The sequence below is a fragment of the Caldimonas hydrothermalis genome (genome assembly GCF_056746695.1).
This window is the reverse complement of sequence record NZ_JBWQXA010000001.1, coordinates 76,419-102,047: the sequence shown is the minus strand read 5'-3', so window position 1 is coordinate 102,047 and position 25,629 is coordinate 76,419. Positions and strand designations below refer to the sequence as shown.

At 64.5% G+C, this 25,629-nt stretch carries 37 protein-coding genes; 36 read left to right on the top strand and 1 reads right to left on the bottom strand.

The features are described 5' to 3' along the window. Together rpoC and AC1ECW_RS00535 are read left to right on the top strand one after the other, a co-directional pair. A complete protein-coding gene (rpoC, locus tag AC1ECW_RS00540) occupies positions 1-4,227 on the top strand; it encodes a DNA-directed RNA polymerase subunit beta' (RefSeq protein WP_481200921.1) in 4,227 nt (1,408 codons plus the stop codon). Positions 4,228-4,344: 117 nt separating this feature from the next. Then, positions 4,345-4,728, top strand: coding sequence for a methylglyoxal synthase (locus AC1ECW_RS00535; protein ID WP_409708239.1), 384 nt, complete (start codon positions 4,345-4,347; stop codon positions 4,726-4,728). Here the strand turns inward: AC1ECW_RS00535 and AC1ECW_RS00530 are convergent. Then, a complete protein-coding gene (locus AC1ECW_RS00530; protein WP_409708236.1) occupies positions 4,704-5,177 on the bottom strand; it encodes a putative toxin-antitoxin system toxin component, PIN family in 474 nt (157 codons plus the stop codon). The two genes, AC1ECW_RS00535 and AC1ECW_RS00530, sit on opposite strands and share 25 nt — an antisense overlap. Positions 5,178-5,462: 285 nt before the next feature. Here AC1ECW_RS00530 and rpsL point away from each other — a divergent pair, with 285 nt between their 5' ends. The 34 genes from rpsL to rplQ all read left to right on the top strand — a co-directional run bounded on the left by rpsL (position 5,463) and on the right by rplQ (position 25,548). Next, positions 5,463-5,840: a 30S ribosomal protein S12 gene (gene rpsL / locus AC1ECW_RS00525; RefSeq protein WP_104359040.1), complete on the top strand. Its 378-nt coding sequence runs from the start codon at positions 5,463-5,465 to the stop codon at positions 5,838-5,840. A gap of 146 nt (positions 5,841-5,986) precedes the next feature. Continuing rightward, a complete protein-coding gene (gene rpsG, locus AC1ECW_RS00520; RefSeq protein WP_409708233.1) occupies positions 5,987-6,457 on the top strand; it encodes a 30S ribosomal protein S7 in 471 nt (156 codons plus the stop codon). 78 nt (positions 6,458-6,535) lie between these two features. Next, on the top strand, positions 6,536-8,638 hold the full coding sequence (gene fusA / locus AC1ECW_RS00515; RefSeq protein WP_409708230.1) for an elongation factor G: 2,103 nt from the start codon (positions 6,536-6,538) through the stop codon (positions 8,636-8,638). A 112-nt stretch (positions 8,639-8,750) separates the two neighbouring features. Further along, the gene (gene tuf, locus AC1ECW_RS00510; RefSeq protein WP_481200920.1) at positions 8,751-9,941 is read left to right on the top strand and encodes an elongation factor Tu; all 1,191 of its coding nucleotides are present in this window, start codon (positions 8,751-8,753) and stop codon (positions 9,939-9,941) included. A 161-nt stretch (positions 9,942-10,102) separates the two neighbouring features. Beyond that, positions 10,103-10,414: a 30S ribosomal protein S10 gene (gene rpsJ, locus AC1ECW_RS00505; protein WP_019561663.1), complete on the top strand. Its 312-nt coding sequence runs from the start codon at positions 10,103-10,105 to the stop codon at positions 10,412-10,414. A 177-nt stretch (positions 10,415-10,591) separates the two neighbouring features. Continuing rightward, a complete protein-coding gene (gene rplC, locus AC1ECW_RS00500) occupies positions 10,592-11,266 on the top strand; it encodes a 50S ribosomal protein L3 (RefSeq protein WP_409708669.1) in 675 nt (224 codons plus the stop codon). Next, positions 11,266-11,886: a 50S ribosomal protein L4 gene (gene rplD / locus AC1ECW_RS00495; protein ID WP_409708666.1), complete on the top strand. Its 621-nt coding sequence runs from the start codon at positions 11,266-11,268 to the stop codon at positions 11,884-11,886. Before rplC ends, rplD begins: the two co-directional genes overlap by 1 nt. Then, positions 11,883-12,197: a 50S ribosomal protein L23 gene (gene rplW, locus AC1ECW_RS00490; protein ID WP_409708663.1), complete on the top strand. Its 315-nt coding sequence runs from the start codon at positions 11,883-11,885 to the stop codon at positions 12,195-12,197. The genes rplD and rplW overlap by 4 nt, the downstream gene beginning before the upstream one ends. Continuing rightward, the gene (rplB, locus tag AC1ECW_RS00485; RefSeq protein ID WP_409708660.1) at positions 12,198-13,022 is read left to right on the top strand and encodes a 50S ribosomal protein L2; all 825 of its coding nucleotides are present in this window, start codon (positions 12,198-12,200) and stop codon (positions 13,020-13,022) included. A gap of 9 nt (positions 13,023-13,031) precedes the next feature. Continuing rightward, on the top strand, positions 13,032-13,307 hold the full coding sequence (gene rpsS / locus AC1ECW_RS00480) for a 30S ribosomal protein S19 (protein WP_409708657.1): 276 nt from the start codon (positions 13,032-13,034) through the stop codon (positions 13,305-13,307). Positions 13,308-13,316: 9 nt separating this feature from the next. Then, positions 13,317-13,646 carry a 50S ribosomal protein L22 gene (gene rplV, locus AC1ECW_RS00475; protein ID WP_409708654.1) on the top strand — a complete coding sequence of 110 codons (330 nt, stop codon included), beginning with the start codon at positions 13,317-13,319 and terminating at the stop codon, positions 13,644-13,646. 17 nt (positions 13,647-13,663) lie between these two features. Continuing rightward, a complete protein-coding gene (rpsC, locus tag AC1ECW_RS00470) occupies positions 13,664-14,542 on the top strand; it encodes a 30S ribosomal protein S3 (protein WP_409708651.1) in 879 nt (292 codons plus the stop codon). Positions 14,543-14,545: 3 nt separating this feature from the next. Next, the gene (rplP, locus tag AC1ECW_RS00465) at positions 14,546-14,962 is read left to right on the top strand and encodes a 50S ribosomal protein L16 (protein ID WP_409708648.1); all 417 of its coding nucleotides are present in this window, start codon (positions 14,546-14,548) and stop codon (positions 14,960-14,962) included. 20 nt (positions 14,963-14,982) lie between these two features. Further along, positions 14,983-15,186, top strand: coding sequence for a 50S ribosomal protein L29 (rpmC, locus tag AC1ECW_RS00460; RefSeq protein WP_019561672.1), 204 nt, complete (start codon positions 14,983-14,985; stop codon positions 15,184-15,186). Continuing rightward, a complete protein-coding gene (rpsQ, locus tag AC1ECW_RS00455; RefSeq protein ID WP_409708644.1) occupies positions 15,183-15,458 on the top strand; it encodes a 30S ribosomal protein S17 in 276 nt (91 codons plus the stop codon). The genes rpmC and rpsQ overlap by 4 nt, the downstream gene beginning before the upstream one ends. A gap of 144 nt (positions 15,459-15,602) precedes the next feature. Continuing rightward, positions 15,603-16,118 carry a peroxiredoxin gene (locus AC1ECW_RS00450; RefSeq protein WP_409708641.1) on the top strand — a complete coding sequence of 172 codons (516 nt, stop codon included), beginning with the start codon at positions 15,603-15,605 and terminating at the stop codon, positions 16,116-16,118. A gap of 348 nt (positions 16,119-16,466) precedes the next feature. Then, the gene (gene rplN / locus AC1ECW_RS00445; protein ID WP_047196705.1) at positions 16,467-16,835 is read left to right on the top strand and encodes a 50S ribosomal protein L14; all 369 of its coding nucleotides are present in this window, start codon (positions 16,467-16,469) and stop codon (positions 16,833-16,835) included. Between the two features lie 21 nt (positions 16,836-16,856). Continuing rightward, positions 16,857-17,174, top strand: coding sequence for a 50S ribosomal protein L24 (gene rplX, locus AC1ECW_RS00440; protein WP_409703639.1), 318 nt, complete (start codon positions 16,857-16,859; stop codon positions 17,172-17,174). Positions 17,175-17,184: 10 nt separating this feature from the next. Continuing rightward, positions 17,185-17,724: a 50S ribosomal protein L5 gene (gene rplE, locus AC1ECW_RS00435; RefSeq protein ID WP_409703636.1), complete on the top strand. Its 540-nt coding sequence runs from the start codon at positions 17,185-17,187 to the stop codon at positions 17,722-17,724. An 8-nt stretch (positions 17,725-17,732) separates the two neighbouring features. Beyond that, positions 17,733-18,038: a 30S ribosomal protein S14 gene (rpsN, locus tag AC1ECW_RS00430; RefSeq protein WP_409703633.1), complete on the top strand. Its 306-nt coding sequence runs from the start codon at positions 17,733-17,735 to the stop codon at positions 18,036-18,038. A 24-nt stretch (positions 18,039-18,062) separates the two neighbouring features. Beyond that, on the top strand, positions 18,063-18,458 hold the full coding sequence (rpsH, locus tag AC1ECW_RS00425; RefSeq protein ID WP_409703630.1) for a 30S ribosomal protein S8: 396 nt from the start codon (positions 18,063-18,065) through the stop codon (positions 18,456-18,458). A gap of 17 nt (positions 18,459-18,475) precedes the next feature. After that, positions 18,476-19,009 (top strand): 50S ribosomal protein L6, encoded by a 534-nt coding sequence (gene rplF, locus AC1ECW_RS00420; RefSeq protein ID WP_409703627.1) that lies wholly within the window; start codon positions 18,476-18,478, stop codon positions 19,007-19,009. A gap of 11 nt (positions 19,010-19,020) precedes the next feature. Beyond that, positions 19,021-19,386 carry a 50S ribosomal protein L18 gene (gene rplR, locus AC1ECW_RS00415; RefSeq protein ID WP_409703625.1) on the top strand — a complete coding sequence of 122 codons (366 nt, stop codon included), beginning with the start codon at positions 19,021-19,023 and terminating at the stop codon, positions 19,384-19,386. A 24-nt stretch (positions 19,387-19,410) separates the two neighbouring features. Beyond that, complete coding sequence (gene rpsE, locus AC1ECW_RS00410) at positions 19,411-19,929, top strand: 30S ribosomal protein S5 (protein ID WP_409703623.1); 519 nt, start codon at positions 19,411-19,413, stop codon at positions 19,927-19,929. A 16-nt stretch (positions 19,930-19,945) separates the two neighbouring features. Then, a complete protein-coding gene (gene rpmD, locus AC1ECW_RS00405) occupies positions 19,946-20,137 on the top strand; it encodes a 50S ribosomal protein L30 (protein ID WP_019561683.1) in 192 nt (63 codons plus the stop codon). An 8-nt stretch (positions 20,138-20,145) separates the two neighbouring features. After that, a complete protein-coding gene (gene rplO, locus AC1ECW_RS00400) occupies positions 20,146-20,580 on the top strand; it encodes a 50S ribosomal protein L15 (RefSeq protein ID WP_481200919.1) in 435 nt (144 codons plus the stop codon). A gap of 44 nt (positions 20,581-20,624) precedes the next feature. Continuing rightward, positions 20,625-21,935 (top strand): preprotein translocase subunit SecY, encoded by a 1,311-nt coding sequence (gene secY / locus AC1ECW_RS00395; protein WP_481200918.1) that lies wholly within the window; start codon positions 20,625-20,627, stop codon positions 21,933-21,935. A 31-nt stretch (positions 21,936-21,966) separates the two neighbouring features. After that, the gene (gene infA, locus AC1ECW_RS00390; protein ID WP_003264140.1) at positions 21,967-22,185 is read left to right on the top strand and encodes a translation initiation factor IF-1; all 219 of its coding nucleotides are present in this window, start codon (positions 21,967-21,969) and stop codon (positions 22,183-22,185) included. A 26-nt stretch (positions 22,186-22,211) separates the two neighbouring features. Beyond that, positions 22,212-22,325: a 50S ribosomal protein L36 gene (gene rpmJ, locus AC1ECW_RS00385; RefSeq protein ID WP_047196694.1), complete on the top strand. Its 114-nt coding sequence runs from the start codon at positions 22,212-22,214 to the stop codon at positions 22,323-22,325. Between the two features lie 43 nt (positions 22,326-22,368). Beyond that, the gene (rpsM, locus tag AC1ECW_RS00380; RefSeq protein ID WP_409703607.1) at positions 22,369-22,734 is read left to right on the top strand and encodes a 30S ribosomal protein S13; all 366 of its coding nucleotides are present in this window, start codon (positions 22,369-22,371) and stop codon (positions 22,732-22,734) included. A gap of 34 nt (positions 22,735-22,768) precedes the next feature. Further along, positions 22,769-23,173 (top strand): 30S ribosomal protein S11, encoded by a 405-nt coding sequence (gene rpsK, locus AC1ECW_RS00375; RefSeq protein WP_409703604.1) that lies wholly within the window; start codon positions 22,769-22,771, stop codon positions 23,171-23,173. A 162-nt stretch (positions 23,174-23,335) separates the two neighbouring features. Beyond that, positions 23,336-23,959, top strand: a complete 624-nt coding sequence (gene rpsD / locus AC1ECW_RS00370) for a 30S ribosomal protein S4 (protein WP_409703601.1) — start codon at positions 23,336-23,338, stop codon at positions 23,957-23,959. A gap of 133 nt (positions 23,960-24,092) precedes the next feature. After that, the gene (locus AC1ECW_RS00365; RefSeq protein WP_481200917.1) at positions 24,093-25,079 is read left to right on the top strand and encodes a DNA-directed RNA polymerase subunit alpha; all 987 of its coding nucleotides are present in this window, start codon (positions 24,093-24,095) and stop codon (positions 25,077-25,079) included. A 67-nt stretch (positions 25,080-25,146) separates the two neighbouring features. Continuing rightward, positions 25,147-25,548: a 50S ribosomal protein L17 gene (gene rplQ, locus AC1ECW_RS00360; protein WP_481200916.1), complete on the top strand. Its 402-nt coding sequence runs from the start codon at positions 25,147-25,149 to the stop codon at positions 25,546-25,548. The last annotated feature ends 81 nt before the right edge of the window (positions 25,549-25,629 follow it).

The window sequence follows — 25,629 nt, the reverse complement described above, 5'->3', positions numbered from 1 at the left end:
ATGAAAGGTTTGCTGGACCTGTTCAAGCAGTTCACGCCCGACGAACACTTCGACGCGATCCGCATCGGGCTGGCCTCGCCCGAGAAGATCCGTTCGTGGTCCTTCGGCGAGGTGAAGAAGCCCGAGACCATCAACTACCGCACCTTCAAGCCCGAGCGTGACGGCCTGTTCTGCGCGAAGATCTTCGGCCCGATCAAGGACTACGAGTGCCTGTGCGGAAAGTACAAGCGCCTGAAGCACCGCGGCGTGATCTGCGAGAAGTGCGGCGTTGAGGTGACCCAGACCAAGGTGCGCCGCGAGCGCATGGGCCACATCGACCTGGCCGCGCCCTGTGCGCACATCTGGTTCCTCAAGAGCCTGCCGTCGCGTCTGGGCCTGGTGCTGGACATGACGCTGCGCGACATCGAGCGTGTGCTGTACTTCGAGGCCTACGTGGTCGTCGACCCCGGCATGACTCCGCTGAAGAAGTACAGCATCATGTCCGAGGACGACTATGACGCCAAACGCAAGGAGTACGGCGACGAGTTCGTCGCGATGATGGGCGCCGAGGGCATCAAGAAGCTGCTCGAGGACATGGACCTGGATGTCGAGATCGAGAAGATCCGCAACGACATGACGGGCTCCGAGCTCAAGATCAAGAAGAACTCCAAGCGCTTGAAGGTGCTCGAGGCGTTCAAGAAGTCGGGCATCAAGCCGCAGTGGATGATCATGGATGTGCTGCCGGTGCTGCCGCCGGATCTGCGCCCTCTGGTCCCGCTGGACGGCGGCCGCTTTGCGACCTCCGACCTCAACGATCTGTACCGTCGCGTCATCAACCGCAACAACCGCCTGGCGCGGCTGCTCGAGCTCAAGGCGCCCGAGATCATCGTGCGCAACGAAAAGCGCATGCTGCAAGAGGCCGTGGATTCGTTGCTGGACAACGGCCGCCGCGGCAAGGCGATGACCGGCGCGAACAAGCGTGCACTGAAGTCGCTGGCCGACATGATCAAGGGCAAGGGGGGGCGCTTCCGCCAGAACCTGCTGGGCAAGCGCGTCGACTACTCCGGCCGTTCGGTCATCACCGTGGGCCCGACGCTCAAGCTGCACCAGTGCGGCCTGCCCAAGCTGATGGCTCTGGAACTGTTCAAGCCCTTCATCTTCTCCAAGCTGGAGGCGATGGGCATCGCCACCACGATCAAGGCCGCCAAGAAGGAAGTCGAAGCCGGCACGCCGGTGGTGTGGGACATCTTGGAAGAGGTGATCAAGGAACACCCCGTCCTGCTCAACCGCGCCCCGACGCTGCACCGCCTGGGTATCCAGGCCTTCGAGCCGGTGCTGATCGAGGGCAAGGCGATCCAGCTCCACCCGCTGGTGTGTGCTGCCTTCAACGCCGACTTCGACGGCGACCAGATGGCCGTGCATGTGCCGCTGTCCATCGAGGCGCAGATGGAGGCCCGCGTGCTGATGCTGGCCTCCAACAACGTGCTCTTTCCTGCCAGTGGCGAGCCCTCCATCGTGCCCTCGCAGGACGTGGTGCTGGGCCTGTACTACGCCACCCGTGAGCGCATCAACGGCAAGGGCGAAGGCATGGTGTTCAGCGACGTGGCCGAGGTCCAGCGCGCGCTGGACAACGGTGTGGTCGAACTGACCGCCCGCATCAGCGTGCGCCTGACCGATTACGTCAAGGACGCCACCACCGGCGCGCTCGTGCCCGAGACCAAGCTGGTCGAGACGACGGTCGGCCGCGCGCTGCTGTCGGAGATCCTGCCCAAGGGCCTGCCGTTCGCCAACATCAACAAGGCTCTGAAGAAGAAGGAGATCTCCAAGCTGATCAACGCCTCCTTCCGCCGCTGCGGCCTGAAGGAGACGGTGGTCTTTGCCGACAAGCTGCTGCAGTCGGGCTTCCGCCTGGCCACGCGCGCGGGCATCTCGATCGCCATCGACGACATGCTGGTCCCCAAGGAAAAGCATGCCCTGATCGAGCGCGCCGAGAAGGAGGTCAAGGAGATCGAGCAGCAGTACGTCTCGGGCCTGGTGACCGCCGGCGAGCGCTACAACAAGGTCGTGGACATCTGGGGCAAGACCGGCGACGAGGTGGGCAAGGTCATGATGGCCCAGCTTTCCAAGGAGAAGGTCGTCGACCGCCACGGCAACACCGTGGAACAGGAGTCGTTCAACTCCATCTACATGATGGCCGACTCCGGCGCCCGCGGCTCGGCGGCGCAGATCCGCCAGCTGGCCGGCATGCGCGGCCTGATGGCCAAGCCCGACGGCTCCATCATCGAAACGCCCATCACGGCCAACTTCCGTGAAGGTCTGAACGTGCTGCAGTACTTCAACTCCACGCACGGCGCCCGCAAGGGCCTGGCCGACACGGCGCTGAAGACCGCGAACTCGGGCTACCTGACGCGCCGCCTGGTCGACGTGACGCAGGACCTGGTCGTGACCGAAGACGATTGCGGCACCACCAACGGCATCGCGATGCGCGCCCTGGTCGAGGGTGGCGAGGTGATCGAATCGCTGCGCGACCGCATCCTGGGCCGCATTCCGGCCCACGACGTGGTGCATCCCGAGACCCAGGAGGTCCTGGTCAAGGCCGGCGAGATGCTCGACGAAGATGCGATGGACGTGCTCGAGGCGGCCGGCGTCGACGAGGTCAAGGTGCGTACTCCGCTGACCTGCAACACGCGCTTCGGCCTGTGCGCCAAGTGCTATGGCCGCGATCTTGGCCGTGGCGGCTTGGTCAACGTCGGCGAGGCCGTGGGCGTGATCGCCGCGCAGTCGATCGGCGAGCCCGGCACGCAGCTCACGATGCGGACCTTCCACATCGGCGGTGCGGCCACCCGGGCGGCTGTGGCCTCCAGCGTCGAGGCCAAGTCCGACGGCATCGTCGGCTTCAACGCGACGATGCGCTATGTGACCAACGGCAAGGGTGAGCTGGTCGTGATCGCCCGCTCCGGCGAGATCGTCATCTCCGACCCGCATGGCCGCGAGCGCGAGCGCCACAAGGTGCCCTACGGTGCCACCCTGCACGTGAAGGCCGATCAGACCATCAAGGCCGGCACCGTGCTGGCCAACTGGGATCCGCTGACCCGCCCGATCATCACTGAGTTCGCCGGTCGTGCGAAGTTCGAGAACGTCGAAGAAGGCGTGACCGTGGCCAAGCAGGTCGACGAGGTCACGGGCCTGTCCACGCTCGTCGTGATCGACCCGAAGCGCCGCGGCGCCACCAAGGTCGTGCGTCCGCAGGTCAAGCTGGTCGATGCAGCGGGCAACGAGGTCAAGATCCCCGGCACCGACCACTCCGTGACCATCGGCTTCCCGGTGGGCGCCCTGATCCAGGTGCGCGACGGCCAGGAACTCGCCCCCGGCGAGGTGCTGGCGCGCATCCCTGTCGAGGGTCAGAAGACCCGCGACATCACCGGCGGTCTGCCGCGCGTGGCCGAGCTCTTCGAAGCCCGCTCGCCCAAGGACAAGGGCACGCTGGCCGAAGTCACCGGCACGGTGTCCTTCGGCAAGGAGACCAAGGGCAAGGTGCGCCTGCAGATCACCGACCCGGACGGCAAGGTCTGGGAAGAACTCGTGCCGAAGGAGAAGAACATCCTCGTGCACGAAGGCCAGGTGGTCAACCGCGGCGAACTCATCGTCGACGGTGCGGCCGACCCGCAGGACATCCTGCGCCTGCTGGGCATCGAGGAGCTGGCCCGCTACATCGTCGACGAAGTGCAGGACGTCTACCGCCTGCAGGGTGTGAAGATCAACGACAAGCACATCGAGGTGATCGTTCGCCAGATGCTGCGGCGCGTGCAAATCGTCAACCCGGGCGACAGCCACTACATCGCCGGTGAACAGGTCGAGCGCTCCGAACTGCTCGACACCAACGACAGGCTGCTGGCCGAGGGCAAGATGCCTGCCACGTACAGCGATGTGCTGCTGGGCATTACCAAGGCTTCGCTGTCGACCGACTCGTTCATCTCGGCGGCGTCCTTCCAGGAAACCACCCGCGTGCTCACCGAGGCGGCCATCATGGGCAAGCGCGACGAGCTGCGCGGCCTGAAGGAGAACGTCATCGTCGGCCGCCTGATCCCGGCCGGCACCGGCCTGGCCTTCCATCAGGCCCGCAAGGCCAAGGAAGAGATGGACGAGCAGGAGCGCCGCGCCATCGCCATGCAGGAAGCCCAGGAAATGGCCGCCCTGCAACTGGCGCAGGTCGATGCGGCCAGCGAGGACGGTTCCCACGAGGAGTGACCCCGTTGCCGGGGTCTTCCCCTTACCCAGGCGGCTTCGGCCGCCTTTTTTCATGGGCCCGCTGCATGTACCCGCGTCGTCACCCCGGCTGACTATCATCGCCCCAAGGAGACCGCCATGCGACCGCCCTGCCTCGCCCTCATCGCCCACGACGGCAAAAAGAACGACATGATCCACCTGGCCCAGGAGTTCCGCGACTTCCTGGGCCGCTGCCACCTGATCGCCACCGGCACCACCGGCTCGCGGCTGCAGGCCCAGGTGGGCCTCAAGGTGGAGTGCCTGCTCAGCGGTCCGCTGGGCGGCGACTTGCAGATCGGCGCCCGGCTGGCGGTCGAGGAGGTCGATGCCGTCATCTTCCTGCGCGACCCGATGACCCCCCAGCCCCACGAACCCGACATCAACGCCCTGGTGCGCGCCTGCGACGTGCACGACGTGCCCTGCGCCACCAACCTGGCCAGCGCACGCCTGATGCTGCGTCAGCTCGCGGCCCAGGCCGGCTGAAGCCCCGCGCCCATGCTCCAGGCCGCCGGCGGGCCCACTTGCACCGCCAAGCGGGCCGCCGGCCGGGCCAGGGCCAGCAAGGCGCGGTCCTTGGTGAGCAGCCAGCGCGCCCCCTCGGCCACCGCCAGGTCGATGAAGACCTGGTCGTCCGGATCGGCGCATCGCAGCACACAGCGCGGCGGTTCGTGGCAGCGCCGGGCATGTCGATGCCAGGCCTCCAGCGCGGACGGTCCCGGACTGCGGCGACGCACCGCGTCGTACTCGAGCACGCGCTGCCACTCCGCGTAAATACTGTCAGTGACCACCCACTCCACCATGCCGGTCACGATGGCCTGGCTCCAGCCACGGGCGAGCGGGTCGTCGAACACCAGCCAGTCGAGCACCACATTGGTGTCGAGCACGATGCGCAAAGGCGAAACTGGGGGCGGCAGCGCACACAGATCGGACATGGGACGGCAGCATACCCGCTCACCCCAAAGGCTGGCGCGCCCCGGCTTGCACAGTCTGCGCGCTTGCCCCTACAATAGCGGGCTTTTCGGCAGATTCTGCTGCGCTCTTTGCTGGGCGGCTTTGGCGGAACCCTTTTGCGCTGCAGCCCTTCGCCTCTGGAGGCTTTCCGGGGTGGGTGCGCGGGGCGGCAGCAAGGGGGCGACGACCGGCCATGCTTGTTCAGGGGGTTCGGCGTTCCTGTCGGAATCCGTCCGAAACGTAACTTCAAACGGGAACAAGTTACCATGCCCACCATCAACCAGCTCGTGCGCCATGGCCGCAAGGCCGAGGTCACGAAGTCCAAGTCGCCTGCGATGGAAAACTGCCCGCAGCGACGCGGCGTGTGCACCCGTGTGTACACCACCACCCCGAAGAAGCCGAACTCCGCGCTGCGCAAGGTCGCCAAGGTGCGTCTGACGAACGGCTTCGAGGTCATCTCCTACATCGGTGGCGAAGGCCACAACCTGCAGGAGCACAGCGTGGTGCTCGTGCGTGGCGGCCGCGTGAAGGATCTGCCGGGCGTGCGCTATCACATCGTGCGCGGCTCGCTGGACCTGCAGGGCGTCAAGGACCGCAAGCAGGCGCGTTCGAAGTACGGCGCCAAGCGTCCCAAGAAAGCCTGATTCCCGTCAGTTGTCATGGCCGGGCCGTCAGGTCGGGCCGGACGTGTTGCGGCAAGCTGCGGTTTGCCGAGTAAGTGGGCGCCCGGAGTGGGTGTCCGAGGTGCGGGGTGAGCCCTGCGCCAACTGAAGCAGAAAAGGAAGTCATCATGCCTCGTCGTCGCGAAGTCCCCAAGCGCGAGATCCTGCCCGATCCGAAGTTCGGCAACGTCGATCTGTCCAAGTTCATGAACGTCATCATGGAGTCGGGCAAGAAGGCCGTGGCCGAGCGCATCATCTACGGCGCCCTCGAGCAGGTCGAGAAGAAGTCCGGCAAGGATCCGCTGGAGGTGTTCCTGACCGCGCTGAACAACGTCAAGCCCATGGTCGAAGTGAAGTCCCGCCGTGTGGGCGGTGCGAACTACCAGGTTCCCGTGGAAGTTCGCCCCGTGCGCCGGATGGCCCTGGCCATGCGCTGGCTGAAGGAATCGGCCCGCAAGCGCAGCGAAAAGTCCATGGCCCAGCGTCTGGCCAACGAGCTGCTCGAGGCGGCCGAAGGCCGTGGCGGCGCCATGAAGAAGCGCGACGAGGTCCACCGCATGGCCGAAGCCAACAAGGCCTTCTCGCACTTCCGTTTTTAAGAAACCGCCAATCCGCCCAGCGGCTGCCCCGGCTGTCCACGAGACACGCGGGGCGGCCTTTGTATTTGGAGTGACATCATGTCCCGCAAGACCCCGATCGAGCGCTACCGGAACATCGGTATCTCAGCGCACATCGACGCCGGCAAGACCACCACGACCGAGCGCATCCTGTATTACACGGGTGTGAACCACAAGATCGGCGAGGTGCACGATGGCGCCGCCACCATGGACTGGATGGAGCAGGAGCAGGAGCGGGGCATCACCATCACCTCCGCGGCCACGACGTGCTTCTGGCGTGGTATGGATCTGTCGTTCCCCGAGCACCGCTTCAACATCATCGACACCCCGGGCCACGTGGACTTCACCATTGAAGTGGAGCGTTCCATGCGCGTGCTCGATGGCGCCTGCATGGTGTACTGCGCCGTGGGCGGCGTGCAGCCGCAGTCGGAAACCGTCTGGCGTCAGGCCAACAAATACAAGGTGCCCCGTCTCGCGTTCGTCAACAAGATGGACCGCACCGGCGCGAACTTCTTCAAGGTCTATGACCAGATGAAGACGCGCCTGAAGGCCAATCCCGTGCCCATCGTCGTGCCCATCGGCGCCGAGGAGAATTTCAAGGGTGTCGTGGATCTGTTCAAGATGAAAGCCATCATCTGGGACGAGGCGTCCCAGGGCATGAAGTTCACTTACGAGGACATCCCGGCCGACCTGGTGGAAACCTGCCAGAAGTGGCGCGAGAACATGATCGAGGCGGCGGCCGAGGCCAGCGAGGAACTGATGAACAAGTACCTCGAGACCGGCGAGCTGACCGAGGCCGAGATCAAGCAGGGCCTGCGCCAGCGCACCATCGCCACCGAGATCCAGCCCATGCTGTGCGGCACCGCCTTCAAGAACAAGGGCGTGCAGCGCATGCTCGATGCGGTGATCGAATTCCTGCCCTCCCCGGTGGACATTCCTCCGGTGGCCGGCACCGACGAGAACGACCGTGAAGTCACGCGCAAGGCCGACGACAACGAGAAGTTCGCCGCGCTCGCGTTCAAGCTGATGACGGACCCCTACGTCGGCCAGCTCACCTTCGTGCGCGTGTACTCGGGCGTGCTCAAGTCGGGTGACACCGTTTACAACCCCGTCAAGGGCAAGAAGGAGCGCATCGGCCGGATCCTGCAGATGCATGCCAACCAGCGCGAGGAGATCAAGGAGATCCTGGCCGGTGACATTGCCGCCTGCGTGGGCCTGAAGGAAGTGACCACGGGCGAGACCCTGTGCGACCCCGATTCCATCATCACGCTCGAGAAGATGGTCTTCCCCGAGCCGGTGATCCGTCAGGCCGTCGAGCCCAAGTCCAAGGCCGACCAGGAGAAGATGGGCATTGCGTTGCAGCGCCTGGCCTCCGAGGATCCGTCCTTCCGCGTCTCGACCGACGAAGAGTCCGGGCAGACCATCATCGCGGGCATGGGCGAGCTGCACCTGGAGATCATCGTCGACCGCATGAAGCGCGAGTTCGGCGTGGAGGCCAACGTTGGCAAGCCGCAGGTGGCTTACCGCGAAACGATCCGCAAGTCGGTCTCCGACGTCGAAGGCAAGTTCGTGCGCCAGTCGGGTGGCAAGGGCCAGTATGGCCACGTCGTCTTCACGGTCGAGCCCAACGAGCCGGGCAAGGGTTTCGAGTTCATCGATGCCATCAAGGGCGGTGTGGTGCCGCGCGAGTACATCCCGGCGGTGCAGAAGGGGGTGGAAGAATCTCTCACCACCGGTGTGCTGGCCGGCTACCCCGTGGTGGACGTCAAGGTCACCCTGACCTTCGGTTCCTACCACGAGGTGGACTCGAGCGAAAACGCCTTCAAGATGGCCGCCTCGATCGGCTTCAAGGAGGCCTGCCGCAGGGCCAACCCGGTGATCCTCGAGCCGATGATGGCCGTGGAGGTGGAGACGCCCGAGGAGTATGCCGGCAACGTGATGGGCGATCTATCGTCTCGCCGCGGCATGGTGCAGGGCATGGACGACATGCCTGGCGGCGGCAAGGTGATCAAGGCCGAGGTGCCGCTGTCCGAGATGTTCGGCTACTCGACCACGCTGCGCTCGATGTCGCAGGGCCGCGCGACCTACACGATGGAGTTCAAGCACTACGCCGAGGCTCCGAAGAACGTGGCCGACGCGATCATCAGCGCCCGCGCGAAGTAAACCCGAGACGGTCTTCGGCGCCCTGCACGACAGGGTTGGCCTGCTGCCCGTGGCAGGCCAGCGCCGGAGACCTTAAACCGACACGGGCCCTGTTCTTTCCCTGGAGACCGACATGGCAAAAGGCAAGTTTGAGCGGACCAAGCCGCACGTGAACGTGGGGACGATTGGTCACGTGGACCATGGCAAGACGACGCTGACGGCGGCGATCACGACGATTCTGGCGTCGAAGTATGGCGGCGAGGCCAAGGCGTACGATCAGATTGATGCGGCGCCGGAGGAGAAGGCGCGCGGGATCACGATCAACACGGCGCACGTGGAGTACGAGACGGCCAACCGTCACTATGCGCACGTGGACTGCCCGGGGCATGCGGACTACGTGAAGAACATGATCACGGGTGCGGCGCAGATGGACGGTGCGATTTTGGTGGTGTCGGCCGCTGACGGCCCGATGCCGCAGACGCGCGAGCACATTTTGCTGGCCCGTCAGGTGGGGGTGCCGTACATCATCGTGTTCCTGAACAAGTGCGACATGGTCGACGACGCCGAGCTGCTGGAGCTCGTCGAGATGGAGGTTCGCGAGCTGCTGTCCAAGTACGAGTTTCCTGGGGACGACACGCCCAGCGTGAAGGGTTCGGCCAAGCTGGCGCTCGAAGGCGACAAGGGCGAGCTGGGCGAGCAGGCCATCATGAAGCTGGCCGAGGCGCTGGACACCTACATTCCCACGCCCGAGCGTGCGGTGGACGGCACGTTCCTGATGCCGGTGGAAGACGTGTTCTCGATCTCTGGGCGGGGCACGGTGGTGACCGGTCGTGTGGAGCGCGGCGTCATCAAGGTGGGTGACGAAATCGAGATCGTGGGCATCCGTCCGACGGCCAAGACGACCTGCACGGGCGTGGAGATGTTCCGCAAGCTGCTCGACCAGGGCCAGGCGGGCGACAACGTGGGGATTTTGCTGCGCGGCACCAAGCGGGAGGAAGTCGAGCGCGGCCAGGTGCTGGCCAAGCCGGGCTCGATCACGCCGCACACGCACTTCACGGCCGAGGTGTACGTGCTGAGCAAGGAAGAGGGCGGGCGCCACACGCCGTTCTTCAACAACTACCGTCCGCAGTTTTACTTCCGCACCACCGATGTGACGGGCGCCATTGAGCTGCCCAAGGACAAGGAGATGGTGATGCCGGGCGACAACGTGTCGATCACGGTCAAGCTGATCGCACCGATCGCCATGGAAGAGGGTCTGCGCTTTGCCATCCGCGAAGGCGGCCGCACCGTCGGCGCCGGCGTCGTGGCCAAGATCATCGAATGACATGGTGCCCCCGGGTGTCTTGTGCACGACGCGCTTGACACCCGCCCCGAGGGGGCTGCCCGTTCTGGCTGGGGACAGCCCGGCGCCAAGACGGCTCCCTCGCTCAACCGCCTCTTCGTTGCAGTCCTGGGGGGCTGCAACACTGCTCTTTAGGAGTCACCATGCAAAAGCAAAAGATCCGTATCCGCCTCAAGGCGTTCGACTACAAGCTGATCGACCAGTCGGCGCTCGAGATCGTGGACACCGCCAAGCGCACCGGCGCGATCGTCAAGGGTCCTGTGCCCCTGCCGACCCGTATGCAGCGTTTCGACATCCTGCGCTCGCCGCACGTCAACAAGACCTCGCGCGACCAGTTCGAGATCCGCACGCACCAGCGCCTGATGGACATCGTCGATCCCACCGACAAAACCGTCGATGCTCTGATGAAGCTGGACTTGCCGGCCGGCGTGGACGTCGAGATCAAGCTGCAGTAAGCAGCACAAGGCGCGGACTGGCTTGCAGGGCAGGCCGCGTCTGCTACAATCAATAGCTTTTCCGCAAGGCTGCCCACTTTCGTGGGCCTTTGTGGTTTGTGGTTGCGGGGCCGGTGTCGTCCGGACTTCGCGCATCGAGTCAGCCCGGCCAATCGCTGTCGGGCATTGGAGAAAACAATGAGTCTTAGCAATCGTCTCGGATTGCTGGGCCGCAAGGTGGGCATGATGCGCATCTTCACGGGCGACGGCGATGCCGTGCCGGTGACGGTGCTCGACGTGTCGAACAACCGAGTGGCTCAGGTCAAAACCGTGGAGACCGACGGCTACAGCGCCATCCAGGTGGCGTTCGGCACCCGCAAGGCTTCCCGCGTGACCAAGCCCGAGGCCGGCCATTTTGCCAAGGCTGGCGTTGAGGCGGGCGAAATCCTCAAGGAGTTCCGTGTCTCCGCCGAGGTGGCTGCCGAGTACAAGCCCGGCGCCACCTTGCCCGTGACGATGTTCTCTGCGGGCCAGGCCGTCGACGTGCAGGGCACGTCCATCGGCAAGGGTTTTGCTGGCACCATCAAGCGTCACAACTTCGGTTCGCAGCGCGCTTCCCACGGTAACAGCCGCTCGCACAATGTCCCGGGCTCGATCTCGATGGCCCAGGATCCGGGCCGCGTGTTTCCCGGCAAGAAGATGTCCGGCCACATGGGCGATGTGACCGTCACCACCCAGAACCTGGACATCGTGCGCGTCGACGAAGCCCGCCAGCTGCTGCTGGTCAAGGGTGCCGTGCCCGGCGCCAAGGGGGGTCACGTGGTCGTGCGCCCGGCTGTCAAGGCCAAGGCCAAGAAGGAAGGGGCCAACTGATGCAGCTCGAGCTCCTGAACGAACAGGGCCAGTCGTCGGCCAAGATCGACGCGCCTGACACCGTCTTCGGTCGCGAGTACAACGAAGCCCTGGTGCACCAGGTGGTCGTGGCCTACCAGGCCAATGCCCGCCAGGGTACCCGCGCCCAGAAGGATCGTGCCACCGTCAAGCACTCCACGAAGAAGCCCTGGCGCCAAAAAGGCACCGGGCGCGCGCGCGCCGGCATGACCTCGTCGCCGCTGTGGCGCGGCGGCGGTCGGATCTTCCCGAACAGCCCCAACGAGAACTTCACCCACAAGGTCAACAAGAAGATGTACCGCGCCGGCATGGCCGCCATCTTCTCGCAGCTCGCCCGTGAGGGTCGTCTGGCCGTGGTCGACTCCCTCAAGGTCGAGGCCCCCAAGACCAAGCTGCTGGCCGCCAAGTTCAAGGCCATGGGTCTGGAGTCCGTGCTGGTGATCGCCGATGAGATCGACGAGAACCTGTACCTGGCCTCGCGCAACCTGGCCAACGTGCTCGTCGTCGAGCCGCGCTACGCCGATCCGCTGTCGCTGGTGCACTACAAGAAGGTGCTCGTGACCAAGGCCGCGATCGATCAGCTCAAGGAGATGCTGGCATGAGCGCCCCGAAATTCAACGAAGGCCGCCTGATGCAGGTGCTGGTCTCGCCCATCGTGTCCGAGAAGGCCACGTCGGTGGCCGAGAAGCACAACCAGGTGATGTTCAAGGTCCTGCGGGACGCCACCAAGCCTGAGATCAAAGCGGCTGTCGAGCTGCTGTTCAAGGTCGAGGTCGAAGGCGTGCAGGTGGTGAACCAGAAGGGCAAGGTCAAGCGCTTCGGTCGGTCCATGGGTCGGCGTGATCACGTCAAGAAGGCCTATGTGTCGCTGAAGGAAGGCCAGGAGCTCAACTTCTCCGGGGAGGCTGCGTAAATGGCCGTCATCAAACTCAAGCCCACGTCGCCTGGCCGCCGTGCCATGGTGAAGGTGGTGCACAAGCACCTGCACAAGGGCGCCCCCGAGAAGTCGCTGCTCGAGCCCCAGAAGCAGAAAGCCGGCCGCAACAACAACGGCCACATCACCACCCGTCACAAAGGCGGTGGTCACAAGCACCACTATCGCGTGATCGATTTCCGTCGCAACAAGGACGGCATCCCCGCGAAGGTCGAGCGCATCGAGTACGACCCGAACCGCACCGCGCACATCGCGCTGCTGTGCTATGCCGACGGAGAGCGTCGCTACATCATCGCGCCGCGCGGCCTGGAGGTGGGGGCCACGGTGCAAAGCGGCTCGGAGGCTCCGATCAAGGCCGGCAATGCGCTGCCCATCCGCAACATTCCGGTGGGTTCGACCATCCACTGCATCGAGATGCTGCCGGGCAAGGGCGCCCAGATCGCCCGCTCGGCCGGTACCTCGGCCGTGCTGATGGCCCGTGAGGGCACCTACGCGCAGGTCCGCCTGCGTTCGGGTGAGGTCCGCAAGATCCACATCGAGTGCCGCGCCACGATCGGCGAGGTGAGCAACGAAGAACACAGCCTGCGCCAGTACGGCAAGGCCGGCGCGATCCGCTGGAAGGGTATCCGCCCGACCGTGCGCGGTGTCGCGATGAACCCGATCGACCACCCGCACGGTGGTGGTGAGGGTCGCACCGGCGAGGCCCGGGCGCCCGTGTCGCCGTGGAACACCTTGACCAAGGGCTACCGCACCCGTCGCAACAAGCGCACCCAGACGATGATCGTCTCGCGCCGCAAGAAATAAGAGGACGCTATGGCTCGTTCACTCAAGAAAGGCCCGTTCGTCGACCACCACCTGATGGTCAAGGTCGAGAAGGCCGTCGAGACCAAGGACAAGAAGCCGATCAAAACCTGGTCGCGTCGCTCGACGATCCTGCCTGAGTTCATCGGTCTGACGATCGCGGTGCACAACGGCAAGCAACACGTGCCGGTGTACGTGACCGACCAGATGGTCGGTCACAAGCTCGGCGAGTTCGCGTTGACCCGCACGTTCAAGGGTCACCCCGCGGACAAGAAAGCGAAGAAGTAAGGAGCGGCGATGGAAACCAGAGCAATCGTTCGCGGTGTGCGCCTGTCGGTTGACAAGGGCCGGCTGGTGGCCGACATGATCCGCGGCAAGAAGGTCGGCCAGGCCCTCGACATCCTGACGTTCACGCCCAAGAAGGCCGCCGGCATCATCAAGAAGGCGCTCGAGTCCGCGATTGCGAACGCCGAGCACAACGATGGTGCCGACATCGACGAACTGAAAGTCAAGACGATCCACGTGGAGCAGGGCACCACGCTGAAGCGCTTCACCGCGCGCGCCAAGGGCCGCGGCAACCGCATCAGCAAGCCCACTTGCCACATCTTCGTGACCGTCGGCAACTAAGGGGCAGAAAGAGAACCATGGGACAGAAAATCCATCCGACCGGTTTCCGGCTGCCCGTCACGCGTGCCTGGGCGTCGCGCTGGTATGCGTCGAACCGCAACTTCGGCCAGATGCTCGCCGATGACCTGCAGGTGCGCGAGTACCTGAAGGAGCGGCTGAAGAACGCCGCCGTGTCGCGCATCCTGATCGAGCGCCCCGCCAAGAACGCCCGCATCACCATCTTCTCGGCCCGTCCGGGCGTGGTGATCGGCAAGAAGGGCGAGGACATCGAGAATCTGAAGGCCGAGCTGGCCAAGCGCCTGGGCGTGCCCGTGGCGGTGAACATCGAGGAGGTGCGCAAGCCCGAGATCGATGCCCAGCTCATCGCCGACTCGATCACCCAGCAGCTCGAAAAGCGCATCATGTTCCGTCGCGCGATGAAGCGCGCGATGCAAAACGCCATGCGTCTGGGCGCCCAGGGCATCAAGATCATGTCCGCCGGTCGTCTGAACGGCATCGAGATTGCCCGCACCGAGTGGTACCGCGAAGGCCGTGTGCCCCTGCACACCCTGCGTGCCGACATCGACTACGGCTTCTCCGAAGCCAAGACCACCTACGGCGTCATCGGCGTCAAGGTGTGGGTCTACAAGGGCGAACGTCTCGGCCGCGGCGAACAGCCTGCTGCCAAGACCGAGGAGCGTCCCGAAGACGACCGCCGTGGCCGCCGCGGCCCACGTAGCGACCGCCCCGCCGGCGACCGCCGTCCCCCGCGGGGTGGTGTGCGTGCCGGTGCCGGCCGCAACGAAGCGCCGGCCGATGGCAGTGACAAGCCTGCCGAGGCCGCCGACGCGCCCAAGACGGCCGTCAAGCGCGTGCGCAAAGCGGCTTCGCCGGGTGGCGAGGCCAAAGGAGAATAAGACATGCTGCAACCCGCTCGTCGCAAATACCGCAAGGAGCAGAAGGGCCGCAATACCGGCGTGGCCACGCGCGGCGCGACCGTGGCGTTCGGTGATTTCGGCCTGAAGGCCACCGAGCGCGGCCGCATCACGGCCCGCCAGATCGAGGCGGCCCGTCGTGCAATTTCCCGTCACGTCAAACGTGGCGGGCGCATCTGGATCCGCATCTTCCCGGACAAGCCGATCTCCCAGAAGCCCGCCGAAGTGCGCATGGGCAACGGCAAGGGCAACCCCGAGTACTGGGTGGCCGAGATCCAGCCGGGCAAGGTGCTGTACGAGATCAACGGCGTGCCCGAGCAACTTGCCCGTGAAGCCTTTCAGCTCGCCTCGGCCAAGCTGCCGCTGAAGACCATCTTCGTGAGCCGCCAGATCGGCGCCTGAACCGCATTCGGAGTATCGACATGAAAGCATCTGAACTGCGCAGCAAGGACGTCGCCGGCCTGGAGAAGGAACTGGCAGACCTGCTCAAGGCCCACTTCGGCCTGCGCATGCAAAAGGGCACCCAGCAGCTGAGCAACACGGCTGCGCTGGGCAAGACCCGCCGTGACATCGCCCGCGTCAAGACCATCCTGGCGCAGAAGAAAAGGGAAGGAGCCGCGAAATGACGCAAGCTCAAGCCGCTGAGAAGAACACCCGCACCCTGATCGGGCGCGTGGTGAGCGACAAGCGCGCCAAGACGGTCACCGTCCTGGTTGAGCGTCGCACCAAGCACGAGCTGTACGGCAAGATCGTGGCCCGTTCCCGCAAGTACCACGCCCATGACGAGAAGGGCGAGTACAAGATGGGGGACCTGGTGGAGATCGCCGAGGGCCGCCCCATCTCCAAGACCAAGTCTTGGGTGGTGACACGCCTGATCGAGAAGGCCCGCGAGGTCTGATCTCCTGGGCCTGCTGATCGGCCCGCTGGCGGCTCGGGTTTCCGGGGCGCTAGCCTCCGGCAACGGCCGGTTCGCCTCATACTGGCGGCCGGCCGTTTTCACGTTCGGCCGGTTTCATCATCCAACGCAATACAGGAGACGACGATGCTCAAAGTCGGCGACAAGCTGCCAGCCGGCACCCTGCAGGAATTCATCGAGGTCGAGGGTCAGGGCTGCTCGATCGGCCCGAACAGCTTCGACATCCATGAGGCCACGGCTGGCAAGACGGTGGCGATCTTCGGTCTGCCTGGGGCCTTCACCCCGACCTGCTCGGCCAAGCACGTGCCCGGCTACGTCGAGCTGGCCGATGCCTTCAAGGCGGCCGGGGTCGACGAGATCTGGTGCATTTCGGTCAACGATGCCTTCGTGATGGGGGCCTGGGCGCGCGAGCAGAAGACGGCCGGGAAGGTGCGCATGATGGCCGACGGTAGCGCGCAGTTCGCCCGGGCCACCGGGCTGACGCTGGATCTGACCGCCCGAGGCATGGGGCTGCGGTCCCAGCGCTACTCCATGCTGGTCGTCGATGGTGTGGTCAAGGCGCTGAACATCGAAGCGCCCGGCAAGTTCGAGGTCAGCGACGCGGCGACCCTGCTCAAGCAGGCCCAAGCCCTGCGCGGTTGAGGCCCGACGGCTGTGTTGGGGCCGGTGCGGCGCGCTCCGCGGCGCTGTCGGTCGGCCCCCGGCGGCCACCCTCCCGGGCGCAACCGGAGGGCTGGTGCCTTGACATAGTTGACGCCGAGATAATCTCACGCGATAATGCGCAGCTTCGCCGGAAATCGGCTGGTTTTGCATGTGCTCTCTGCCTGGTTCGCTTTCCGAACGGGTGGGGTGTGAGGCCAGAGCCAGAGCGCGCCGGCTTCGCCCAAGCGGGTGCCTGCCCTGGGGTGGGTATTCGACGGGCCCAAGACTGACCGCTTTGCCTTTCCGTGATGGGCACGGGAGATTCGGCGGGAGAAGTTGGGGACTTTCATGATTCAAATGCAATCGCGACTCGACGTCGCCGACAACACTGGCGCCAAGTCCGTCATGTGCATCAAGGTGCTGGGCGGGTCCAAGCGCCGTTATGCCGGGATTGGCGACATCATCAAGGTCAGCATCAAGGAAGCTGCGCCGCGCGGCCGCGTCAAAAAGGGCGAGGTCTACAGCGCGGTGGTGGTGCGCACCGCCAAGGGTGTGCGCCGTCAGGACGGCTCGCTGATCAAGTTCGACGGCAATGCCGCGGTGCTCCTGAACAACAAGCTGGAGCCGATCGGCACCCGCATCTTCGGCCCGGTGACTCGCGAGCTGCGGACCGAGCGCTTCATGAAGATCGTGTCGCTCGCCCCCGAGGTGCTTTGAGCTTCAAGCCGAGGACAGGCCATGAACAAGATTCGTAAGGGCGACCAGGTCATCGTGTTGACCGGGCGCGACAAAGGCAAGCGCGGGACGGTGACGGCGCGCGTGGATGAACAGTACATCACCGTCGAGGGGGTGAACGTGGTCAAGAAGCACGTGCGCCCCAACCCGATGAAGGGTACGACCGGCGGCATCGTCGACAAGACCATGCCCATCCACCAGTCCAACGTGGCGATCTACAACGCCGCCACGGGCAAGGCCGACCGCGTCGGGTTCAAGTTGCTGGCGGACGGCAAGAAGGTGCGCGTCTACAAGTCCAGCGGCGAAGAGATCAAGGCGTAAGGGGTTCGAGATGGCTCGTCTGCAACAGTACTACCGCGAGAAAGTCGTCCCGAACCTCGTCAAGAAGTTCGGCTACAAGTCGGTCATGGAGGTGCCGCGCATCACCAAGATCACGCTGAACATGGGCGTGAGCGAGGCGGTGTCGGACAAGAAGGTCATGGAGCACGCCGTGGGCGACCTGGCCAAGATCGCCGGCCAGAAGCCCGTGATCACCAAGTCGCGCAAGGCCATTGCCGGTTTCAAGATCCGCGAGGGGGTGCCCATCGGCTGCATGGTCACCCTGCGTGGCGTGCGCATGTACGAATTCCTCGACCGCTTCGTGACGATCGCGCTGCCTCGTGTGCGCGACTTCCGGGGCATCTCGGGTCGTTCCTTCGATGGCCGCGGCAACTACAACGTCGGCGTCAAGGAACAGATCATCTTCCCCGAGATCGAGTACGACAAGGTTGACGCCCTGCGTGGCCTCAACATCAGCATCACCACGACGGCCAAGTCGGACGAGGAGTGCAAGGCGCTGCTGTCCGAGTTCCGTTTCCCGTTCAAGAACTGAGGTGGCTCATGGCCAAGGTTTCCATGATTCAGCGCGAAGCCAAGCGCAGCAAGCTGGCCGCCAAGTACGCGAAGAAGTACGCCGAGCTCAAGGCCATCGCCAACGATGCCAAGAAGAGTGACGAAGAGCGCTACCTCGCCCGTCTGGAGCTGCAGAAGCTGCCTCGCAATGCCAATCCCACCCGCCAGCGTGCACGCTGCGGCCTGACGGGCCGTCCTCGCGGCACCTTCCGTCTGTTCGGTCTGGGTCGCAGCAAGATCCGTGACCTGGCGTTCCGGGGCGAGATTCCGGGCGTCATCAAGGCCAGCTGGTAATCGGCACGATCAGGAGAAGAACCCATGAGCATGAGTGATCCTATCGCCGACATGCTGACCCGCATCCGCAATGCCCAGATCGTCGAGAAGGCCAGCGTTCGCATGCCCTCGTCGAAGCTGAAGGTGGCGATCGCGCAGGTCCTGAAGGATGAAGGCTACATCGACGACTTCGCCGTGCGTGGCGAGGCCTCCAAGCCCGAGCTCGAGATCGCGCTCAAGTACTACGCCGGCCGTCCGGTGATCGAGCGCCTGGAGCGCGTGAGCCGTCCCGGCCTGCGCATCTACAAGGGTCGTCACAGCATTCCCCAGGTCATGAACGGTTTGGGCGTGGCCATCGTCACCACGCCCAAGGGAGTGATGACCGACCGCAAGGCACGCCAGGCCGGCATCGGCGGCGAAGTGCTCTGCTACGTCGCCTGATCGAGGAGAGGTCGCAAATGTCCCGCGTTGGAAAAATGCCGATCGCCATCCCCCAGGGTGTGGATGTGTCGATCACTGCCGACCAGATCAGCGTCAAGGGCTCGCTGGGCACGTTGTCGCGCCCGGCGAACAAGCTGGTCACGGTCAAGAACGAAGGTGGCAAGCTCTTGTTTGCTCCTGTGAATGACTCTGCCGAGGCCAATGCCATGTCCGGCACCATGCGCGCCCTGGTGGCCAACATGGTGCAAGGCGTCAGCAAGGGCTTCGAGCGCAAGCTGACCCTGGTGGGCGTGGGTTATCGTGCGCAGGCCCAGGGCCAGAAGCTCAACCTGCAAATCGGGTTCTCGCATCCGGTGGTCAAAGACATGCCGGCCGGCATCAAGGTCGAGACCCCCTCGCAGACGGAGATCGTGATCAAGGGCGCTGACCGCCAGGTGGTGGGCCAGATCGCTGCCGAGGTGCGGGCCTTCCGTCCGCCCGAGCCCTACAAGGGCAAGGGCATCCGCTATGCGGATGAGAAGGTCGTCATCAAAGAGACCAAGAAGAAGTAAGGAGCCGCCAGATGTTGAACAAGAAAGAACAGCGCCTGCGTCGCTCCCGTCAGACGCGCCTGCGCATTGCCGAACAGCGTGTGGCGCGCCTGACTGTGTTCCGTTCCAACCTGCACATCTACGCGAGCGTCATCTCCGAGGACGGCTCCCGGGTTCTGGTCACCGCCTCCACCGCCGAGAAGGCCGTGCGCGAGCAGCTTGGTGGCCCGGGCAAGGGCGGCAACGTGGCGGCAGCCCAGATCGTGGGCAAGCGCATTGCCGAAAAGGCCAAGGCGGCCGGCATCGAGAAGGTCGCGTTCGACCGTTCCGGCTTTGCCTACCACGGCCGGGTCAAGGCCCTGGCCGAGGCCGCCCGCGAAGGCGGTCTGAAGTTCTAAGCGCACGACCTCAAGGAATCCGAAATGGCAAAGTTTCAACCGAAAGTGGCGGACGAAGGTCGCGACGACGGTCTGCGCGAGAAGATGATCGCGGTCAACCGCGTCACCAAGGTGGTCAAGGGTGGCCGCATCCTCGGCTTTGCGGCCCTGACCGTCGTGGGTGACGGCGACGGCCGCATCGGTATGGGCAAAGGCAAGGCCCGCGAGGTGCCGGTGGCTGTGCAAAAGGCCATGGAGCAGGCTCGCCGCAATATGTTCAAGGTCAGCCTGAAGAACGGCACGCTGCACCACAACGTGACCGGCCAGCATGGTGCGGCCAAGGTGCTGATGGCGCCGGCCAAGCCCGGTGACGGCATCATCGCCGGCGGCCCGATGCGCGCGATCTTCGAGGTGATGGGTGTGACCGACATCGTGGCCAAGAGCCACGGGTCCACCAACCCCTACAACATGGTGCGTGCCACGCTGGCCGCGCTGAAGAATTGCACCACGCCGGCGGAGATCGCGGCCAAGCGCGGCAAGTCGGTTGAAGAGCTCTTCAACTGAGCCGCTGGAGTACATCATGGCTGAGAAGAAGACCCTGAAAGTCAAGCTGGTTCGCAGCGTGATCGGCACGCGCGCCGATCACCGCGCCACCGTGCGCGGCCTGGGCCTGCGCAAGCTCAACAGCGAATCGGTGCTGGAAGACACCCCCGCCGTGCGCGGGATGATCAACAAGGTGAGCTACCTGGTGCAGGTGGTTCAGGCAGGCTGAGGACGATCATGCAACTCAACACCATCAAGCCGGCAGCGGGCTCTAAGCACGCCAAGCGCCGCGTGGGCCGTGGTATCGGTTCCGGCCTGGGCAAGACGGCCGGTCGCGGTCACAAGGGCCAGAAGTCGCGTGCCGGTGGCTTCCACAAGGTGGGCTTCGAGGGCGGTCAGATGCCGCTGCAGCGTCGTCTGCCCAAGCGCGGCTTCAAGTCGCAAAGCCTGAAGTTCAATGCTGAGGTGCGTCTGGGAGACCTGCAGCGCCTGGAGTCGGCCGAGATCGATCTGCTCACGTTGAAGCAGGCCGGCCTGGTCGGTGAACTGGTGCGCAACGCCAAGGTGATCGCCGCGGGCGAACTTACCCGCAAGATCGTGCTCAAGGGCGTGGCGGCGACCGCCGGTGCCAAGAAGGCGATCGAGGCGGCCGGCGGCTCCGTCGCCGAGTAAGCCCCAGCAGGCAGCAAGACGAGGCTCACGAGGACACCTTAGCCGTGGCAAGCAACGCAAGTCAGTTGGCCAAGACCGGGAAGTTCGGCGATCTGCGTCGCCGACTGTTCTTTCTGGTGATGGCGCTGGTCGTCTACCGCATCGGGGCGCACATCCCGGTGCCGGGCATCGACCCCAACCAGCTGCAGGAGCTTTTCCGCAGCCAGCAAGGCGGCATCCTGAGCCTGTTCAACATGTTCTCGGGCGGCGCGCTGTCGCGCTTCACCGTGTTCGCGCTGGGCATCATGCCTTACATCTCGGCGTCGATCATCATGCAGTTGATGACCTACGTCGTGCCCACGCTCGAGCAACTGAAGAAGGAAGGCGAAGCCGGCCGGCGCAAGATCACGCAGTACACGCGTTACGGCACGCTGGGTCTGGCGATCTTTCAGTCGGTGTCGATCGCGATCGCACTGGAAAGCTCTCCGGGCCTGGTGCTCAACCCCGGCTTCGGCTTTCGCATGACAGCCATGATCAGCCTGACGGCGGGGACTATGTTCCTGATGTGGCTGGGCGAGCAGATCACCGAGCGTGGCCTGGGCAACGGCATCTCGATCCTGATCTTCGCGGGCATCGTGGCCGGCCTGCCGAGCGCGATTGGCGGCCTGTTCGAGCTAGTGCGCACCGGCGCGATGAGCATCATCGTCTCGCTGGCCATCATCGTGGTCGTGGGTCTGGTGACCTACTTCGTGGTGTTCGTCGAGCGCGGCCAACGCAAGATCCTGGTGAACTACGCCAAGCGCCAGGTCGGCAACAAGGTCTACGGCGGTCAGTCCTCGCACCTGCCCCTGAAGCTGAACATGGCCGGCGTGATCCCGCCGATCTTCGCCTCGTCGATCATCCTGCTGCCGGCCACTGTCGTGAGCTGGTTCAGCACGGGCGACAGCCTGCGTTGGCTGAAGAACATTGCCGATGCGCTGCACCCGGGCCAGCCGGTCTACGTGATGCTGTATGCGGCGGCGATCATCTTCTTCTGCTTCTTCTACACGGCCTTGGTGTTCAACAGCCGCGAGACGGCAGACAACCTGAAGAAGAGTGGCGCATTCATTCCGGGGATCCGTCCGGGCGATCAGACCGCACGCTACATCGACAAGATCCTGTCGCGCCTGACGCTGGTGGGGGCTCTGTATATCACCGCGGTGTGTCTGCTGCCGGAGTTCCTGATCCTGAAGTACAACGTGCCGTTCTACTTCGGCGGCACTTCGTTGCTGATCATTGTGGTCGTGACGATGGATTTCTGGGCTCAGGTGCAGTCCTATGTGATGTCTCAGCAGTACGAGTCGCTGCTGAAGAAGGCGAATTTCAAGGCCAGTTGAGACAGGCTGCGAGCGAAACGAACGAAAACGCATGGCGAAAGACGACGTCATCCAGATGCAGGGCGAGGTGCTGGAGAACTTGCCCAATGCCACGTTTCGCGTGAAGTTGGAGAACGGGCACGTGGTGCTCGGTCACATCTCGGGCAAGATGCGCATGCACTACATCCGCATCCTGCCGGGCGACAAGGTGACCGTCGAGCTGACGCCCTACGATTTGAGTCGCGCTCGCATCGTGTTTCGAGCGAAGTGAGCAACTAAAAGGTCAAGGAGAAGACCATGAAAGTTTCGGCATCCGTCAAAAAGATCTGCCGCAATTGCAAGATCATCCGCCGCAATGGCGTGGTTCGCGTGATTTGCACCGACCCGCGCCACAAGCAGCGCCAGGGCTGAGCGGCACCGCCGCCCCCGGATGAACGCGAGTTAGAGGACGCACATGGCACGTATTGCTGGTATCAACATCCCGCCCCACAAGCACACCGAGATCGGCCTGACCTCGATCTACGGCATCGGCCGCTCGACGGCGCAGAAGATCTGCGACGCCTGCGCGATCCCGTATGACAAGAAGATCAAGGATCTGACCGATGCCGACCTGGAGAAGATCCGGGAGGAAGTGGGCAAGCTGACCATCGAGGGCGACCTGCGCCGCGAGATGTCGATCAACATCAAGCGCCTGATGGATCTGGGTTGCTACCGCGGTTTCCGCCATCGTCGCGGCCTGCCGCTGCGGGGCCAGCGCACCCGCACGAACGCCCGCACCCGCAAGGGGCCGCGTAAGTCGGGCGTGGCGCTGAAGAAGTAAGCTGCCGCATCACGCTGATTGAAAGAAGGTATTCATGGCCAAGTCACCTGCGAACACCGCCGCCCGCCGCGTGAGCAAGAAGGTCCGCAAGAACATTGCGGACGGCATCGCGCACGTCCACGCCTCGTTCAACAACACCATCATCACGATCACGGATCGTCAGGGCAATGCGCTGTCCTGGGCCTCCAGTGGTGGCCAAGGTTTCAAGGGCTCGCGCAAGTCCACCCCGTTTGCTGCCCAAGTGGCCGCCGAGATGGCCGGACGCGCTGCGCAGGAACAGGGCATCAAAAACCTGGACGTTGAGATCAAGGGCCCCGGCCCCGGGCGTGAATCGTCGGTGCGTGCGCTGGCAGCGCTGGGCATTCGCATCACGTCGATCTCCGATGTGACGCCGATCCCGCACAACGGCTGCCGCCCGCAGAAGCGTCGTCGCATCTAATAGAATATCTAGCTTTGGTTCGCCGGCCGGTGTTGGAAGACACCTTGGCCGGCGGTTTCGTTGAAGCCCACCGTCCGGACGCGCTCGACAGAGCATCGAACCCCGCCCCGGACTCGCGCAGCCCCGCAAGGAGCCGCGTCAGATTTTTGAGGAAGCACTCAAGTGGCACGTTATCTCGGCCCCAAGGCCAAACTCTCCCGCCGTGAAGGCACCGACCTGTACCTGAAGAGCGCCCGCCGCGCCATCGGGGACAAGGCCAAGTTCGACAGCAAGCCTGGTCAGCATGGCCGCACCTCGGGCTCCCGCACCTCCGACTACGGCCTGCAGTTGCGCGAGAAGCAGAAGGTCAAGCGCATGTACGGGGTGCTGGAGCGTCAGTTCCGCCGCTATTTCGCCGAGGCCGAGCGCCGCAAGGGCAACACCGGCTCGAACCTGCTGCAACTGCTGGAGTCGCGCCTGGACAATGTCGTCTACCGCATGGGCTTCGGCTCGACGCGTGCGGAAGCCCGTCAGTTGGTGTCGCACAAGGGCATCACGGTCAATGGCCGGTGCGTGAACATCCCGTCCTACCTGGTCAAGCCTGGCGACGTGGTGGCTGTGGCCGAGAAGGCCAAGAAGCAGCTGCGCGTGCAAGATGCCTTCAAGCTGGCCGAGCAGGTGGGCCTGCCGGGCTGGGTGCAGGTGGATGGCAGCAAGCTCGAAGGCGTGTTCAAGAAGACGCCGGACCGCGACGAATTCGGTGCCGAGATCAACGAGTCGCTGATCGTTGAACTGTACTCGCGTTGATGCCAAAGGCGACCTCGCGCGGCCCGGTGCGGCACGAGGCGCCATGCGCGTTTTCAAGGACCTGGTGCTTGGCGCCAGGCGGTCCATCAGCCTTATCGGTGTAACGAGCCGAGGGTATTGACAGGAAGACCTCATGCAAACCAATCTGCTGAAACCCAAGGCCATCAATGTCGAGCCGCTGGGCGGTCACCGTGCCAAGGTGACCCTGGAGCCCTTCGAGCGCGGCTACGGCCACACGCTGGGCAACGCCCTGCGCCGTGTGCTGCTGTCGTCGATGGTGGGTTACGCGCCGACCGAAGTCACGATCGCCGGCGTGCTGCACGAGTACTCGACCATCGACGGGGTGCAGGAAGACGTCGTGCACATCATGCTCAACCTCAAGGGTGTGGTGTTCCGTCTGCACAACCGTGACGAGGTCACGCTGGTGCTGCGCAAGGAAGGCGAGGGCCCGGTCACGGCCGGCGACATCCAGACGCCGCATGACGTCGAGATCATCAACCCCGACCACGTGATCGCCCACCTGGCCCAGGGGGGCAAGCTCGACATGCAGATCAAGGTGGAGAAGGGCCGCGGCTATGTGCCCGGCACGCTGCGCCGCTTCGGCGACGAGCCCACCAAGGCCATCGGACGCATCGTGCTCGATGCCTCGTTCTCGCCGGTCAAGCGCGTGAGCTATACGGTCGAGAGCGCTCGTGTGGAGCAGCGCACCGACCTGGACAAGCTGGTGATGGAGATCGAGACCAACGGCGCGATCGCGCCGGAGGAGGCCATCCGCGCCTCGGCCAAGATCCTGGTCGAGCAGTTGGCCGTCTTCGCCCAGCTGGAGGGTAGCGATCTGCCGGGCTTCGAGCCGGCCATGCCGCGCAGCCAGAGCTTCGACCCGATCCTGCTGCGTCCGGTGGACGAGCTCGAGCTGACCGTGCGTTCGGCCAACTGCCTGAAGGCCGAGAACATTTACTACATCGGCGACCTGATCCAGCGCACGGAAACCGAGCTGCTCAAGACGCCGAACCTGGGCCGCAAGTCGCTCAACGAGATCAAGGAAGTGCTGGCCTCGCGCGGCCTCACGCTGGGCGTTCGTCTCGAGAACTGGCCGCCTTCGGGCTTGGACAAGCGCTGATCACTCTTGCAAGTGCACCTCCTGGTACCTGATACGGCCAGGAGTTTGATAAGGAAAGGAAAGCACCATGCGTCATCGTCACGGACTTCGCAAACTCAACCGCACCTCCGAGCACCGCCTTGCGATGTTGCGCAACATGGCCAACTCGCTGATCGAGCACGAGGCCATCAAGACCACCGTGCCCAAGGCCAAGGAACTGCGCCGCATCGTCGAGCCGCTGATCACCCTGGGCAAAGAGCCTACGGTGGCGAACAAGCGCCTGGCGTTTGCCCGCCTGCGCAACCGCGACAATGTGGTCAAGCTCTTCAATGTGCTGGGCGAGCGCTACAAGACCCGCCCGGGCGGCTACACCCGCATCCTGAAGATGGGCTTCCGTGTGGGTGACAACGCCCCGATGGCCTTCGTCGAGCTGGTGGATCGCCCGGAGCCGACCGAGACCGAACCGGCCAAGGCCGAGGCGGCCGAGTAAGCCCGCCGCGCTGGCCGAGGCCGGCGCTCGCGACACCCCTGGGCCGGCCTTGTGCCGGCCCTTGTTTTTGGGGCGTCCGGT